Source organism: Mycobacterium ostraviense, assembly GCF_002705925.1.
GTDB lineage: Bacteria > Actinomycetota > Actinomycetes > Mycobacteriales > Mycobacteriaceae > Mycobacterium > Mycobacterium ostraviense.
This window is the reverse complement of record NZ_NKRE01000001.1, coordinates 272,297-286,431: the sequence shown is the minus strand read 5'-3', so window position 1 is coordinate 286,431 and position 14,135 is coordinate 272,297. Positions and strand designations below refer to the sequence as shown.

The 14,135-nt window shown below is 67.1% G+C and carries 15 protein-coding genes; 11 read left to right on the top strand and 4 right to left on the bottom strand.

All coding sequences use genetic code 11. The annotated features are described in order from the left end of the window. The first annotated feature begins 247 nt into the window (after nt 1-247). The 3 genes from bioB to CDN38_RS01165 are packed head-to-tail and all read left to right on the top strand — an operon-like array spanning nt 248 to nt 2,239. Nucleotides 248-1,309, top strand: a complete 1,062-nt coding sequence (gene bioB / locus CDN38_RS01175; protein ID WP_142361229.1) for a biotin synthase BioB — start codon at nt 248-250, stop codon at nt 1,307-1,309. A 13-nt stretch (nt 1,310-1,322) separates the two neighbouring features. Then, a complete protein-coding gene (gene bsaP / locus CDN38_RS01170) occupies nt 1,323-1,550 on the top strand; it encodes a biotin synthase auxiliary protein BsaP (protein WP_075511318.1) in 228 nt (75 codons plus the stop codon). Further along, a complete protein-coding gene (locus tag CDN38_RS01165) occupies nt 1,547-2,239 on the top strand; it encodes a DUF2567 domain-containing protein (protein ID WP_075511319.1) in 693 nt (230 codons plus the stop codon). The genes bsaP and CDN38_RS01165 overlap by 4 nt, the downstream gene beginning before the upstream one ends. 6 nt (nt 2,240-2,245) lie before the next feature. On the opposite strand, the gene CDN38_RS01160 is transcribed toward CDN38_RS01165, so the two are convergent. Both CDN38_RS01160 and CDN38_RS01155 read right to left on the bottom strand, forming a co-directional pair. Then, on the bottom strand, nt 2,246-3,586 hold the full coding sequence (locus tag CDN38_RS01160) for a lipase family protein (protein ID WP_075511320.1): 1,341 nt from the start codon (nt 3,584-3,586) through the stop codon (nt 2,246-2,248). Nucleotides 3,587-3,893: 307 nt separating this feature from the next. Beyond that, nucleotides 3,894-4,616, bottom strand: coding sequence for an NUDIX hydrolase (locus tag CDN38_RS01155; RefSeq protein ID WP_075511321.1), 723 nt, complete (start codon nt 4,614-4,616; stop codon nt 3,894-3,896). A 46-nt stretch (nt 4,617-4,662) separates the two neighbouring features. On the opposite strand from CDN38_RS01155, the gene nadA reads away from it, so the two are divergent. The 3 genes from nadA to nadC are packed head-to-tail and all read left to right on the top strand — an operon-like array spanning nt 4,663 to nt 8,149. Next, nucleotides 4,663-5,721 (top strand): quinolinate synthase NadA, encoded by a 1,059-nt coding sequence (gene nadA, locus CDN38_RS01150; RefSeq protein WP_075511322.1) that lies wholly within the window; start codon nt 4,663-4,665, stop codon nt 5,719-5,721. Further along, on the top strand, nt 5,718-7,292 hold the full coding sequence (locus tag CDN38_RS01145) for an L-aspartate oxidase (protein ID WP_075511323.1): 1,575 nt from the start codon (nt 5,718-5,720) through the stop codon (nt 7,290-7,292). Before nadA ends, CDN38_RS01145 begins: the two co-directional genes overlap by 4 nt. Continuing rightward, nucleotides 7,292-8,149: a carboxylating nicotinate-nucleotide diphosphorylase gene (gene nadC / locus CDN38_RS01140; RefSeq protein WP_075511324.1), complete on the top strand. Its 858-nt coding sequence runs from the start codon at nt 7,292-7,294 to the stop codon at nt 8,147-8,149. Before CDN38_RS01145 ends, nadC begins: the two co-directional genes overlap by 1 nt. Before the next feature lie 5 nt (nt 8,150-8,154). On the opposite strand, the gene CDN38_RS01135 is transcribed toward nadC, so the two are convergent. Beyond that, nucleotides 8,155-8,721 carry a TetR/AcrR family transcriptional regulator gene (locus tag CDN38_RS01135; RefSeq protein WP_075511325.1) on the bottom strand — a complete coding sequence of 189 codons (567 nt, stop codon included), beginning with the start codon at nt 8,719-8,721 and terminating at the stop codon, nt 8,155-8,157. A gap of 49 nt (nt 8,722-8,770) precedes the next feature. On the opposite strand from CDN38_RS01135, the gene CDN38_RS01130 reads away from it, so the two are divergent. Next, nucleotides 8,771-9,808, top strand: coding sequence for an alcohol dehydrogenase catalytic domain-containing protein (locus tag CDN38_RS01130; protein WP_099318744.1), 1,038 nt, complete (start codon nt 8,771-8,773; stop codon nt 9,806-9,808). Between the two features lie 98 nt (nt 9,809-9,906). Here the strand turns inward: CDN38_RS01130 and CDN38_RS01125 are convergent, their stop codons facing one another. Then, nucleotides 9,907-10,317: a nitroreductase family deazaflavin-dependent oxidoreductase gene (locus CDN38_RS01125; protein ID WP_075511327.1), complete on the bottom strand. Its 411-nt coding sequence runs from the start codon at nt 10,315-10,317 to the stop codon at nt 9,907-9,909. A 113-nt stretch (nt 10,318-10,430) separates the two neighbouring features. Between CDN38_RS01125 and hisD the strand changes: the two genes are divergently transcribed. The 4 genes from hisD to hisH are packed head-to-tail and all read left to right on the top strand — an operon-like array spanning nt 10,431 to nt 14,135. Beyond that, nucleotides 10,431-11,747: a histidinol dehydrogenase gene (hisD, locus tag CDN38_RS01120; protein WP_099319307.1), complete on the top strand. Its 1,317-nt coding sequence runs from the start codon at nt 10,431-10,433 to the stop codon at nt 11,745-11,747. After that, nucleotides 11,744-12,889 (top strand): histidinol-phosphate transaminase, encoded by a 1,146-nt coding sequence (locus CDN38_RS01115; RefSeq protein ID WP_075511329.1) that lies wholly within the window; start codon nt 11,744-11,746, stop codon nt 12,887-12,889. Before hisD ends, CDN38_RS01115 begins: the two co-directional genes overlap by 4 nt. Beyond that, complete coding sequence (gene hisB, locus CDN38_RS01110; protein ID WP_075511330.1) at nt 12,886-13,518, top strand: imidazoleglycerol-phosphate dehydratase HisB; 633 nt, start codon at nt 12,886-12,888, stop codon at nt 13,516-13,518. The genes CDN38_RS01115 and hisB overlap by 4 nt, the downstream gene beginning before the upstream one ends. Then, nucleotides 13,515-14,135: an imidazole glycerol phosphate synthase subunit HisH gene (gene hisH / locus CDN38_RS01105; protein ID WP_075511331.1), complete on the top strand. Its 621-nt coding sequence runs from the start codon at nt 13,515-13,517 to the stop codon at nt 14,133-14,135. The genes hisB and hisH overlap by 4 nt, the downstream gene beginning before the upstream one ends.

The window sequence follows — 14,135 nt, the reverse complement described above, 5'->3', positions numbered from 1 at the left end:
TGGGCTCTCACTGGGAGGCCATCGAAATGGCCCAATAAGATCACCGTACCCACGCCAAACGGTGCCTAAGCAGGCGCGATACCCAGCGGCGGGTGCCGCGGCGGCATGCCCACAAGCTGTTGGGCCCGCGCAGCCCGTTACCCTAGCCTGAACACCGTTTTGGTTCGGGCCGCGTATTCGCATGCGGCGCCGAGCCATAACTGCGGTCCGAACGCTCGGATACGACAAAGATGTAGGGGAGTACCTGGTGACTCAAGCGCCGATTCGACCGACGACCGACGCCGGCCAGCAGGGCGTGCCCGACCCGGACAATCTGGCCGACATTTTGGCCGAGGCCCGCCAGCAGGTGCTGGAGCGTGGTGAGGGTTTGAACCAGGATCAGGTGCTGCGGGTGCTGCAGCTGCCCGACGAGCGGCTCGAGGAGCTGCTGGGGCTGGCGCACGAGGTGCGGATGCGGTGGTGCGGTCCTGAGGTCGAGGTGGAAGGCATCATCAGCCTGAAGACCGGCGGCTGTCCCGAGGATTGTCATTTCTGCTCTCAGTCGGGGCTGTTCAGCTCCCCGGTGCGCAGCGCCTGGCTGGACATTCCCAGCCTGGTCGAGGCGGCCAAGCAGACCGCTAAGACCGGTGCCACCGAGTTCTGCATCGTGGCCGCGGTACGCGGGCCCGACGACCGGCTGCTGGCCCAGGTCGCGGCCGGTATCGAGGCGATTCGCAACGAAGTCGAGATCAACATCGCCTGCTCGCTGGGCATGCTCAGCGCCGAGCAGGTGGAGCAGCTGTCGGCGATGGGTGTGCACCGCTATAACCACAACCTGGAGACGGCCCGCTCGTACTTCACCAACGTCGTCACCACACACACCTGGGAGGAGCGCTGGCAGACGCTGACGATGGTGCGTGACGCCGGCATGGAGGTGTGCTGCGGCGGCATCCTCGGCATGGGCGAGACGTTGGAGCAGCGGGCCGAATTCGCTGCCAACCTCGCCGAGCTGAACCCCGACGAGGTGCCGTTGAACTTTCTCAACCCGCGCCCGGGAACCCCGTTTGGCGACTTGGAGGTGCTGCCGGCCAGCGAAGCGCTCAAGGCTGTGGGGGCTTTCCGGCTGGTGCTGCCGCGCACGATGCTGCGCTTCGCCGGTGGCCGCGAGATCACCCTGGGCGACCTTGGTGCCAAGCGGGGCATTCTGGGCGGCATCAACGCGGTGATCGTCGGCAACTACCTGACCACCCTTGGCCGCCCCGCCGAGGCCGACCTGCAGCTGCTCGACGACCTACAGATGCCGATCAAGGCGCTCAACGCCACCTTGTGAGAAGGCGGCAAACGTGGTCGAAAATCGGGGCGATCCGATCGGTGGCGGTGCCTACAACGTCTACACCGGGCAACCGGCGGGCACGGCCACGCCGACAGCCGCTCAATTGGGTCTCGAGCCACCACGGTTCTGTGCGGAGTGCGGCCGGCGAATGACCGTGCAGGTTCGTCCCGATGGGTGGCGGGCACGATGTTCCCGGCACGGACAGGTGGATTCATCCGATCTGGAGGCGCAGCGGTGACCGAAGAATCCGTGCCGCAGTGTCCGCCGGCGCCGCAGACGGCCGGCGCGCCGGCCGGTCCAGAGTCGTCCGGCGCCGATCGCGCATCCCGAAAAAGTGCATCCATCACCGTGGTGCTCGGTTTGTCGCTGACCGGTGTGGTGATCGGTGCGTTGTGGGCATGGGTGGCGCCACCGATCCATGCGGTTGTGGCGCTCACCCGGGCGGGCGAGCGGGTGCATGACTATTTGGGCGAAGAATCGCAGAACTTCTTCATCGCCCCGTTTTTGATGCTCGGACTGTCGGGTGTGGTGGCGGTGGTGGCGGCAGTGCTGGTGTGGCAGTGGCGCGAACACCGGGGACCGGGGATGGTCGTCGCGCTTTCGCTCGGCTTGATCGCCGCCGCCGCGGCAGCGGCGGCGGTGGGGGCGTTGCTGGTTCGGTTGCGTTACGGCACGCTGGATTTCGACACCGTGCCGCTGGCAAGCGGCGATCATTCATTGACGTACGTCACGCAGGCGCCGCCGGTGTTCTTTGCCTGGCGGCCGGCGCTGGTGGCGGCCACGCTGCTGTCGCCGGCGGCCATCGCGTCACTGGTGTACGCGTTGATTGCGGCCGGGACCGCACGTGACGACTTAGGGCGCCGTCCGGTCGGTGAGCAGGCGGCAAACGCGTCGACCGAGCCGGTGTCAGAAGCCGGAGTGGCTTAACCGCCGTCAGAGCGGCCGGCGGTGGACTTTACGCCCGGTGATGACCTTGGCGGCAATGACGGCCAGTCGGGCCATCCCGGCGTAGGTCATCGGGTTGAACATGGTCGGCCAGGTAGTCCGGATGACATGTTCGCTCAGCGGCCGCCCGGCGAACCGATCGGTGAGCCAGCGCAGTGTCATCGGAGCCGACAGCGGGTGCAGCACCATGTGCTCGTTGAAGGCATCCCGATGGTAGGTGACTCTGGCGCCGCCGGCCGAATACGCCTCGGCCAGCGCGTCGATGTCGTCAACGTCGATGAGATAGTCGTGGACCGCCTGCACGATCAGGACCGGCGGTGCCGGTACCGCGGCACCCAGCTTGATGTCCTGGAACACGTGCACGATCTCGGGGGTGGACAGGACGTCCTCGAGCGGCTCGTCCAAATAGTCGCCCAAGTCCTTGTTCGCCGTGCGGATGACCGCCTCGATGGTTGTCATCCCCTCCAGCCGCTTGAGCAGGTCGACCCCGGCGTCGTTGGCGTGTTGCCTGATCACCCGGTCCAGCCCGGGATAGGTGTGTGCGAGCGCAGCCACCACCAGCGCGGGCAGTCCAGCGAGCAGGGTGCCGTTGAGCCGGCGGAAAGTGTTACCTAGGTCGCCGACCGGTGATCCCAGCACAGCCCCGACGATGTCCAGTTCCGGCGCGTAGTCCCCAGACATTTCAGCGGCCCAGGCGCTCGCCAGGCCGCCGCCCGAGTAGCCCCACAGCCCGATGGGCGCCGACGGGGACAACTCGAGACGTTCCGAATTCAGGGCCGCCCGGATGCCGTCGAGCACGCGGTAGCCGGGCTCGTACGGAGCCCCCCACAGTCCTCGAACGCCTTCGTGGTCGGGTACCGATACCGCCCAGCCCTCGGCGACGGCGGCGGTGATCAACAACAGCTCCAGCTGAGTCAATGATCCGAGGCCCTTGGCCCGGCGCCGCAGCGCATAGGACGGAAAGCATCGGGAGGATATGGCGTCGATCGCACACTGGTACGACAACAGCGGACAGGTCTGCCCCGGTGCAACTTCGGCGGGCAGGATGACCGTGGTCACCGTCGCCTCGGGGTTGCCGTTCATATCGGTCGTCCGGTACAGCAGCTGGGTCGCGGTGATGGATTGCGGTATCAGACCCAGAAACGCCAGCTCGACGTCACGTGATCTCAGTACCGTTCCGGGTTCGGCATGCTGGTAGCCCGCCGGCGGCTGATAAAAGGGATCGTCGCACGGCAGCAGTGGGCGCACCTTGCGTTGCAACTCCTCATGCGAGGGTCGGCCGATCCATTCCGCGGCGCGCGCATCTGCCAGATTGCCGACGCTAACCATCAGGCTCCCTTCTCGGCCTTGGCGTCTCGCGCATCAATCCGTCCCGGACCAGGAGACAGCGCAATGAGCCCAGTCATAGTCAGGCGCCGGCACCTCGACGGCGGCCAGCGCCTCTTAGCTACCTCTTATATAGCCTTACTCAGTTCTTATGCAACTTACGGCATCGTCGGTCGCTGGAGCGACAAGGAGGCGGCGTGCCGCTCGTCACAATCAGTGAGCTGGGCAATCAGCTCCGGTGAGACCGCGATCCTTGCCGACACGCCTGCCCGGAAAAGCTGCGGAAGCCGAAGCCGTCGTGCCGGAACTTTCAGGCCTGGCCGGGGGGCCGCAATGCGGCGAATTCGTCGGTGACCCTCAGCTGCGAATCGGTGAACCGGTACAGCGCCGCCGGGCGGCCGCCGCTGCGCCCGGATTGGGCCACCGTACCGGTCTGCGTGATCACCTTGCGACGCGCCAGGACCCGCTGCAGATTCGTGGCATCGACTTGATAGCCCAACGCGGCACCGTAGATGCCGCGCAGCGTGGACAGCGCGAATTCTTTGGGAGCCAAAGCGAACCCGATATTGGTGTACGACATTTTGGCGACGAGCCTGGCGCGAGCATGGGCCACCATCGGCCCGTGATCGAAGGCCATCGGTGGCAGGGAATTCACCGGATGCCAGCGGGTGTCTTCGGGCAACTCGGGGGTGGCGGGGGAGGGAACCAGCCCCAGGAAGGTCGACGCGATCACCCGAGTGCCCGGCACCCGATGCGGATCGGAGAACACGGCAAGCTGTTCGAGATGGGATAGCTCTTGGAGATCGACTTTCTCGGCCAGTTGGCGGCGAACCGAGGTCGTCAAATCCTCGTCGTTGCGCATCCGTCCCCCCGGAAGTGACCACGCGCCCTTTTGCGGGTCCTGGGCGCGTTGCCATAACAGCACGTTGAGCTGTGGTTTTTCGGCCTTTGACCGTTGTTCCGTGCCGGCGGTGACCAGGCGAACCTGGAATACGACGGCCAGCACTTCATGCGCGGTGTTACCATGGGGCATGTTTTCGATTGTAAGTCGAAAACCTGCTGGCGCGAAAGGAGCCGCCGTGACGGTCTTGAGTCGCATGGACACGCTCGGCACGGGCATCACCGACATGACCGCTCGGGTCACCAATACATCAACCGGCTACACCGGGGTCGACGGTGACGCGCAGTGGGCCGCGGAAGTGCGTCGGCTGGCGCGATTGCGCGGAGCCACGATACTGGCCCACAACTACCAGCTGCCCGCCATTCAAGACGTCGCCGACCACATCGGGGATTCGCTGGCACTGTCGCGCATCGCCGCCGATGCGCCCGAAGACACCATCGTTTTCTGCGGGGTGCACTTCATGGCCGAGACCGCAAAAATCCTCAGCCCGCAAAAGACAGTGCTGATTCCCGACCAACGGGCCGGCTGCTCACTGGCCGACTCGATCACTGCTGACGAATTGCGTGCCTGGAAGGCTGAACACCCCGGCGCGGTCGTCGTCTCCTACGTCAACACCACGGCCGAGGTCAAGGCGCTCACCGATATCTGCTGCACCTCGTCGAACGCAGTCGATGTGGTCGCCTCCATCGACCCCGATCGTGAGGTGCTGTTCTGCCCGGACCAATTCCTCGGTGCCCACGTGCGCCGCGTGACCGGTCGCCAGAATCTGCACGTATGGGCCGGCGAATGCCACGTGCACGCCGGGATCAACGGTGAAGAGCTCACCGGCCAGGCGCGTGCCAATCCCGATGCCGAATTGTTCGTGCATCCGGAATGTGGCTGCGCCACCTCGGCGCTCTACCTTGCCGGAGAAGGCGCCTTCCCCCAGGAGCGGGTCAAGATTCTGTCCACCGGTGGAATGCTGGACGCGGCCCGCCAAACCAGTGCCCGCAAGGTGCTGGTCGCCACCGAGGTCGGAATGCTGCATCAACTGCGGCGGGCGGCGCCAAAAGTCGACTTTCAGGCGGTCAACGACCGTGCGTCGTGCAAGTTCATGAAGATGATCACGCCCGCGGCTTTGTTGCGTTGTCTGGTGGAGGGGGCCGACGAAGTCCATGTCGATCCCGACGTCGCGGCCGCCGGCCGGCGCAGTGTTCAGCGGATGATCGAAATCGGACAACCTGGCGGTGGCGAATGAGGACCGCGCCAGCCTGGCGCGATGCCGTCGACGTCGTTGTGGTCGGTACCGGCGTGGCTGGCCTGGCCGCCGCGCTGGCGGCCCATCGCGCGGGCCGCAGCGTTGTGGTGCTCAATAAGGCGGCCCAGCTGGTCGGAGTGACCGCGACACATTACGCGCAGGGCGGGATAGCGGTGGTGTTGCCGGACACCGACGATTCTGTCGACGCTCACGTCGCCGACACGCTGGCCGCGGGGGCCGGCTTGTGCGACGATGGCGCGGTGTACTCGATCGTCGCCGACGGCTACCGTGCGGTTACCGAACTCGTCGGCGACGGAGCGCGATTCGACGAAATTTCGGCTGGCCGTTGGGCGCTCACGCGTGAAGGCGGGCACTCGCAGCGACGCATCGTGCATGCCGGTGGCGATGCCACCGGCGCTGAGGTTCAGCGGGCGCTCGATCACGCGGCCGGGGCGCTGGACATCCGCGGCGGCCATGTGGTCATGCGGGTGCTCCACGACGACGCCGCGGTGACCGGCGTGTTGGTGCTCAGCCCGCGCGGTGTCGGCATCATCAGTGCTCCGTCGGTGATCCTGGCCACCGGCGGGCTCGGGCAGTTGTACAGCGCGACCACCAACCCCGACGGCTCCACCGCCGACGGCATCGCGCTGGCGTTGTGGGCCGGTGTGGCGGTCAGCGACCTCGAGTTCGTCCAATTCCATCCGACGATGCTCTACGCGGTGGGCAGCGGCGGCCGGTGCCCGCTGGTCAGCGAGGCACTGCGCGGTGAAGGCGCGAAATTGCTTGACCGCCAAGGCCGTTCCATTACGGCAGGCGTACATCCGATGGGTGACCTGGCGCCCCGCGATGTCGTCGCGGCTGCCATCGACGCACGGATGCGGGCCACCGGCGATCCGTGCGTCTACCTCGACGCGCGTGGCATCGACGGTTTCGAATCGCGGTTCCCGACGGTCGCCGCCTCGTGCCGTGCCGTCGGCATCGACCCGGTCCGTCGGCCCATCCCGGTGGTCCCGGGCGCGCATTACAGCTGCGGCGGCGTCGTCACCGATGTATCCGGCCAGACCGAACTGCCGGGGTTGTTCGCCGCCGGTGAGGTTGCCCGCACCGGGATGCACGGCGCCAATCGGCTGGCCTCCAACAGCCTGCTCGAAGGCCTTGTTGTCGGCGGCCGGGCCGGAAGGGCTGCGGCCGCACATGCGGCGGCAGTCGGACGGCGCCGCGCGAGCTTGCCTGAGCCGATCCTGCACACTGCCCCGGAGCGTGCCGAGCTGCAACGGGCGATGAGTCGGGAAGCATCAGTGGTGCGCACCGCGGACGGGCTGCAGCGGCTGTCCGGATCGCTGGCCGGACCGGTGCGCAGAGTCGCGGGCCGTCGGGATTTCGAAGACGTGTCGCTGGCGGTTGCCGCCCGCGTCGTTGCTGCCGCCGCCTTGGCGCGCACCGAAAGCCGCGGCTGTCACCATCGTGCCGAGTACCCGGACGCCACCCCGGAGCAGGCGCGCAGCATCGTGGTTCGGTTGGCCGATGACCACCACACGGTGGGTGTGCCGGCGTTGGCTGCGGTGGGCTGATGGCGCTGTCTGATCGGGAGCGGGATGCCGCTCGGGAGATCATTCGGCGCGGACTCGATGAGGACTTGAGCTTCGGGCCGGACGTCACCACGATCGCGACGGTGCCCGCCGGCGCGGTGGCCACAGCGTCGATGGTTCCCCGGGAAGTTGGGGTGATCGCCGGAGTGGACGTCGCCCTGATGGTGTTGGACGAGGTGATCGGCAAGCCCGGATACCGGGTGCTGCACCGCGTCGATGACGGCGCCCGGCTGCAGCGGGGCGAGCCGTTGCTGACCCTCCGGGCCGACGTGCGCGGACTGCTGACCGCCGAGCGCACCATGCTCAATCTGGTCTGCCACATGTCGGGAATCGCCACGGCGACCGCGGCCTGGGTCGACGCGGTGCACGGCACCAAGGCCAAGATCCGCGACACCCGCAAGACCTTGCCGGGTCTGCGTGCGTTGCAGAAATATGCGGTACGCGTCGGCGGTGGCGTCAATCACCGGATGGGCCTGGGGGATGCGGCGTTGATCAAGGACAACCACGTCGCGGCCGCGGGATCGGTGGTCGAGGCGTTGCGGGCGGTGCGCACTGCCGCGCCCGAGCTGCCCTGCGAGGTAGAGGTCGACTCGCTCGAGCAACTGGATGCGGTGTTGCCCGAAAAGCCCGAATTGATCCTTTTGGACAACTTCCCGGTGTGGCAGACCCAGACGGCGGTGCAGCGCCGTGATGCCCGTGCACCCACCGTGCTGCTCGAGTCGTCCGGCGGGCTCAGCCTGGAGACAGCGGCGACCTACGCCCGAACCGGCGTGGACTACTTGGCGGTGGGGGCGCTGACGCACTCGGTGCGCGTCCTCGATATCGGTCTGGATATGTAGCCAAGCTAGCCGGACAGGAGGGTGCGCGCTGCCGGCTTGACGGCTTGTAGCGCGGCCGCATCACCGGTGACGCGGGACAGGATCAAGGCTCCCTCGATCAACGAAACCACTGCGAGCGCAACCGAATCCGCATCGGTGGCGACCCAACCGTCGGCGCAAAGTCGCTCCGCGATCGTCGCACACCATCCTTTGAATGCGTGTGCGGAGGCTTCGCGTACCAGTGGGCTGGCGTGCACGGCCTCGGTGGCGATCGGCTCGATCGGGCAGCCGTCGCGATGGTCGCCGGCCAGTCCGGCGACCAACAGGTCGACCCATTGGTCGACGACGTCGGCCACCGGGCGGTCGGTGGCCAGGAAGCTGCGCAGAAGTTGCTCGATGGCGGCCCCGGCCGTGCCGACGACCGCAGCGGCCAATTGTTGCTTGCCGTCGGGGAAGTGGTGGTAGAGCGACCCGGCTTTGACGCCCGCTTCGTCGAGGATCTGCTTCAGCCCGGTCGCTGCGTACCCCTGACGACGAAACAGGGTGGCGGCTGTACCGATCAACGCGGCATGGCTGTGGTCTGGTCTGGGCATGGGTAGAAAATACTTGACAGTTTTTGAGTGATCATTCAAGAATAGCGGAATGAGACAGTTGGTTTTCGAGGAGACCGGGCGATACGGATGGCGCGAGGCGCCGGACCCAGTGCTCACCACCCCGGACCAAGCGCTGGTGAGGCCGCTAGTCGTGGCCTGCTGTGACCTCGATGTCGCAGTTGTCGATGGCCGGTTACCGCTGCCGCCCGGGTATCCGGTTGGTCACGAGGGGGTGGCCGAAGTCGTGGCGGTCGGTGACGGCGTCAGCACCATCCAGGTGGGCGATCGGGTGGTGGTGCCCTTCCAGATCAGCTGCGGCAAGTGCCGTGAATGTCGTCGCGGCACGACGGGCTCGTGCAACTCGGTGCCGCTGATGGCGATGTACGGCATGGGTCCGCTCGCCGGTCTGGATGGCGGTGGATTCATGGCCGACCTGGTATCGGTGCCCTACGCCGACGCGATGCTGATTGCGGTTCCTGCCCGCATCAACCCCAGCGACCTGATCGCCATTGCGTCGCTTTCGGACAACATTCCCGACGCCTGGCGCACCGTGGGGCCCTTCAAGGACGACTTGTCCGGGCTCGAGCCCGCCGACCGCCGAGTCTTGGTCGTGGGGCGGTTGTCGATCGGGCTGTACGCGGCGGCATTCGCGGCGGCGCTGGGAGCCCACGTCGACTACGTCGATACCGACGCGCAGCGCCTCGCGGTCGCCGAAAAACTCGGGGCAACCGTGCATGACCGGCCGAAGCCGGCCAAGGAGTGGGACCCGTATCCCGTCACGGTGCACACCTCGGCCGACCCGTCGCTGCTGGCCGCCATGCTGCGGGCAACGTGGCCGGACGGCGTGTGTACCGATACCGGGATCTACTACCAACCCATGGTCGAGATGCCGTTGCTGTCGATGTACACCCGCGGCGTGAGGTTTGTGACCGGACGCGTCAATGCGCGTGCCGTCATCCCGGAAATCCTGGGCGTGATCGCCGGTGGCTGCGACCTGTCGCCCGCGGTCGATCGCGTCGTGGCCTGGGACGACGCGCCGTCGGCCTGGCCGGTGATGACCGGAAAGACCGTGTTCGCCAGGCCTTGATCGCGGCTTGCCCCGGCTGTGGGCCGAGAGCATCGTGCGTGACCGTCGGGCCGGACGCCGGTCGCATCCGCAACCCCGGAGTGCACACTCGGCCGAGCTCAGGCGATGTCGGCGACGAATATCCCCATCCGGCTCGCCTGCATGCGTGCCATAAACGGCAACCCCGCGCCGTCAGAACCGGCGGGCAGAATCCGTGGGTTGGTGATGTGCACCTGACGTCGGGTGAACAGCACGTCGGCCTCGCCGGCGGCCAGCACATTTTTCACCCAGTCGGTCTTGCCGTGGCCCAGTGCGATCGCCAGCACGTTTCCCTTCCGGTAGGCGGTCACGATCGTCCGGTACGGCTTGCCGGATTTGCGACCGCGATGGCTGATGGTGGCCGCGCCGGGCAGGTAACGGGCGACCGGTTTGAGCGCGGGATTGATGTATTTGATCTGGAAATTCTCGAACCAGGGCGGGAACACCATGGGGACGCCCGGGGCGTTGTTCGGGTGGTCCTTTGCCGACATGTTGGCTGCCTTTCGCGAAACGCGGACAGTGGGGCCGCTCTACCGCACTGTACCGGCCGGAAATCGACTTGAGCTGCTCTGGGACAATGGTCGTCGTGACTACACCGCCCGCGCTGCTGGCCCGTATCGATCTGCGGGGAACGGAGCTGACGGCCGCGCGGTTGCGGGCGGCGCTGCCGCGTGGCGGCGCCGACGTAGCGACCGTGCTGCCCAAGGTCCGGCCGATTGTGCAAGCAGTGGCCGAGCGCGGTGCCGAGGCCGCATTGGACTTCGGCGAGTCGTTCGACGGGGTACGCCCCGCGGCGGTGCGGGTGCCGGATATCGCGTTGGACTCCGCGCTGGCTGAACTTGCACCCGAGGTACGGGAAGCACTGCAGGTGATGATCGAGCGGACCCGCGCGGTGCATGCCGACCAGCGGCGCAGCGATGTCACCACGACGCTGGGCCCCGGTGCGACGGTCACCGAGCGGTGGGTTCCGGTTCAGCGGGTGGGCTTGTACGTGCCCGGGGGCAACGCGGTGTACCCGTCGAGCGTGGTGATGAACGTGGTGCCCGCGCAGGTCGCCGGTGTTGACTCGCTGGTGGTGGCCAGTCCACCGCAGACCAGCTTCGGCGGACTGCCGCATCCGACCATCCTGGCCGCGGCCCGGCTGTTGGGGGTCGACGAGGTCTGGGCCGTGGGCGGAGCCCAGGCGGTGGCGTTGTTGGCCTACGGCGGCACCGACACCGACGGCGCCGAGTTGACGCCCGTCGACATGATCACCGGGCCCGGCAATATCTACGTCACGGCCGCAAAGCGGCTGTGCCGCTCCCAGGTTGGCATCGACGCCGAAGCGGGGCCGACCGAGATCGCCATCCTCGCCGACTACACGGCCGATCCGGCGCACGTCGCCGCCGATCTGATCAGCCAGGCCGAACACGACGAGATGGCAGCCAGCGTGCTCGTCACCCCGAGTGCGGACTTGGCCGACGCCACCGACAGCGAAGTAGCCGCCCAATTGCAGACCACGGTGCACCGCGGACGCGTGACGGCCGCGTTGCGTGGCCGCCAATCGGCGATCATCCTGGTCGATGATCTCGATGCGGGCGTCAGGGTCGTCAACGCCTATGCCGCCGAGCATCTGGAGATCCAGACCGCCGATGCGGCCCAAGTCGCCGACCGAATACGTTCGGCCGGAGCTATTTTCGTCGGGCCCTGGGCGCCGGTCAGTCTGGGCGACTATTGCGCCGGGTCCAATCACGTGTTGCCGACGGCCGGCTGCGCCCGGCATTCCAGTGGGCTCTCGGTGCAGACCTTCCTGCGCGGCATCCATGTCGTCGACTACACGGAGGCGGCGCTGAAAGACGTCTCCGGGCACGTCATCACCCTGGCCAAGGCCGAAGACCTGCCGGCCCACGGTGAGGCGGTACGGCGGAGGTTCGAGCGGTGACGGGCGCATCGGAAGCCGGGCCCACGCTTGACGATTTGCCGTTGCGCGACGACTTGCGCAGTAAAATACCTTACGGCGCACCGCAATTGGCGGTCCCGGTACGGCTGAACACCAACGAGAACCCGCATCCGCCCAGCCAGGCGCTGGTCGACGACGTGGTGCGGTCGGTGCGGGCAGCCGCCGTCGACTTGCACCGCTACCCCGACCGGGACGCGGTGGCGTTGCGTGGTGACCTGGCTGCGTACCTGACCGCGCAAACCGGCGTCCAGCTCGGCGTCGAAAATGTCTGGGCCGCGAACGGATCCAATGAAATCCTGCAGCAGCTGCTGCAGGCGTTCGGTGGGCCGGGGCGCAGCGCGATCGGTTTCGTCCCGTCCTATTCGATGCACCCGATCATCGCCGGCGGTACTCACACCGAGTGGATCGAGGCGGTGCGGGCCGATGACTTCAGCCTGGACATCGACGCCGCCGTGGCCGCCGTCGCCCGGCGAAGGCCGCATGTGGTCTTTATCACCAGCCCCAATAACCCGACCGGACAAAGTGTTTCGCTGCCCGATCTGCGCAGGCTGCTCGACGTGGTGCCCGGGATCTTGATCGTCGACGAGGCCTACGGCGAATTCTCGTCGCAGCCCAGCGCGGTGGGGTTGGTGGCCGAGTATCCGACCAAGCTGGTCGTCAGCCGCACCATGAGCAAGGCGTTCGCGTTCGCCGGCGGCCGGCTCGGGTACTTGATTGCCACGCCGGCTTTGGTAGACGCGATGCTGCTGGTGCGGCTGCCCTATCACCTGTCCGCGGTCACTCAGGCGGCGGCCCGTGCCGCGCTGCGGCACGCCGACGACACCCTGGGCAGCGTCGCCGCGCTGATCGCCGAACGCGAACGGGTGTCAACCGCATTGGCCGCCATGGATTTTCACGTAGTCCCCAGTGATGCCAACTTCGTGCTGTTCGGTAAATTCGCCGACGCACCGGGCGCCTGGCAGTGTTACCTGGACGCCGGGGTGCTGATTCGCGATGTCGGTATTCCCGGGTACCTGCGCGCCACCATCGGCCTGGCCGACGAGAACGACGCGTTCCTGCGGGCGAGCGCCCGAATCGCTGCCACCGAACTGGTTCCGGCCACCAGCCCCGTAGGAGCGCCATGACCGCCCCCTCAACAAGCAACGCAACCCGTCGCGCCCGCGTCGAACGCCGCACGCGCGAATCCGACATCGTCGTCGAGCTGGATCTCGACGGCACCGGGCAGGTCGACGTCGACACCGGTGTGCCGTTCTACGACCACATGCTGACGGCGCTGGGCAGTCACGCCAGCTTCGACCTGACCGTGCGTACCACCGGCGACGTCCACATCGAGGCGCACCACACCATCGAGGACACCGCGATCGCCCTGGGCCAGGCACTCGGCCAGGCCCTGGGCGACAAGAAGGGCATCCGCCGCTTCGGAGACGCCTTCGTCCCGATGGACGAGACGCTGGCCCATGCCGCTGTCGATGTGTCCGGCCGGCCCTACTGCGTGCACACCGGGGAGCCGGATCATTTGCAGCACACCACGATCGCCGGCAGCTCGGTGCCCTATCACACCGTGATCAACCGGCATGTGTTCGAGTCGCTGGCGATGAACGCTCGCATCGCCCTGCATGTGCGCGTCCTGTACGGTCGCGATCCACACCACATCACCGAAGCCCAGTACAAGGCGGTCGCGCGGGCCCTGCGTCAGGCCGTCGAACCCGATCCCCGGGTTTCAGGTGTGCCGTCCACCAAAGGTGTTCTGTGACAGGCAAATCGGTCGTTGTCCTGGACTATGGCTCGGGCAACCTACGGTCGGCTCAACGCGCGTTGCAGCGGGTCGGCGCGTCGGTGGAAGTGACCGCGGACGCTAAGGCGGCCGCGGCTGCCGACGGGCTGCTGGTGCCCGGCGTCGGAGCTTTTGAAGCGTGCATGACGGGCCTGCGCAAGATCGGGGGAGAGCGGATCATCGCCGAGCGGGTCGCGGCGGGGCATCCGGTGCTCGGCGTCTGTGTCGGCATGCAGATCATGTTCGCGCGCGGCGTCGAATTCGGAGTGGAGACCCGAGGTTGCGGGCAATGGCCCGGCGCCGTCACCCGGCTGGACGCCCCGGTGATTCCGCACATGGGGTGGAATGTGGTGAACGCCGCCGCGGGCAGCACGTTGTTCCACGGCTTGGACGCAGACGCCCGGTTCTATTTCGTGCACTCCTATGCCGCCCAGCGCTGGGAGGGGCACCCGGGGGCGCTGCTGACCTGGGCCACCCACCAGGTGCCGTTCCTGGCCGCCGTAGAAGACGGACCGCTGGCCGCCACCCAGTTTCACCCGGAAAAAAGCGGGGACGCCGGTGCGGCCGTACTGAGCAACTGGGTTGGGGAACTGTGA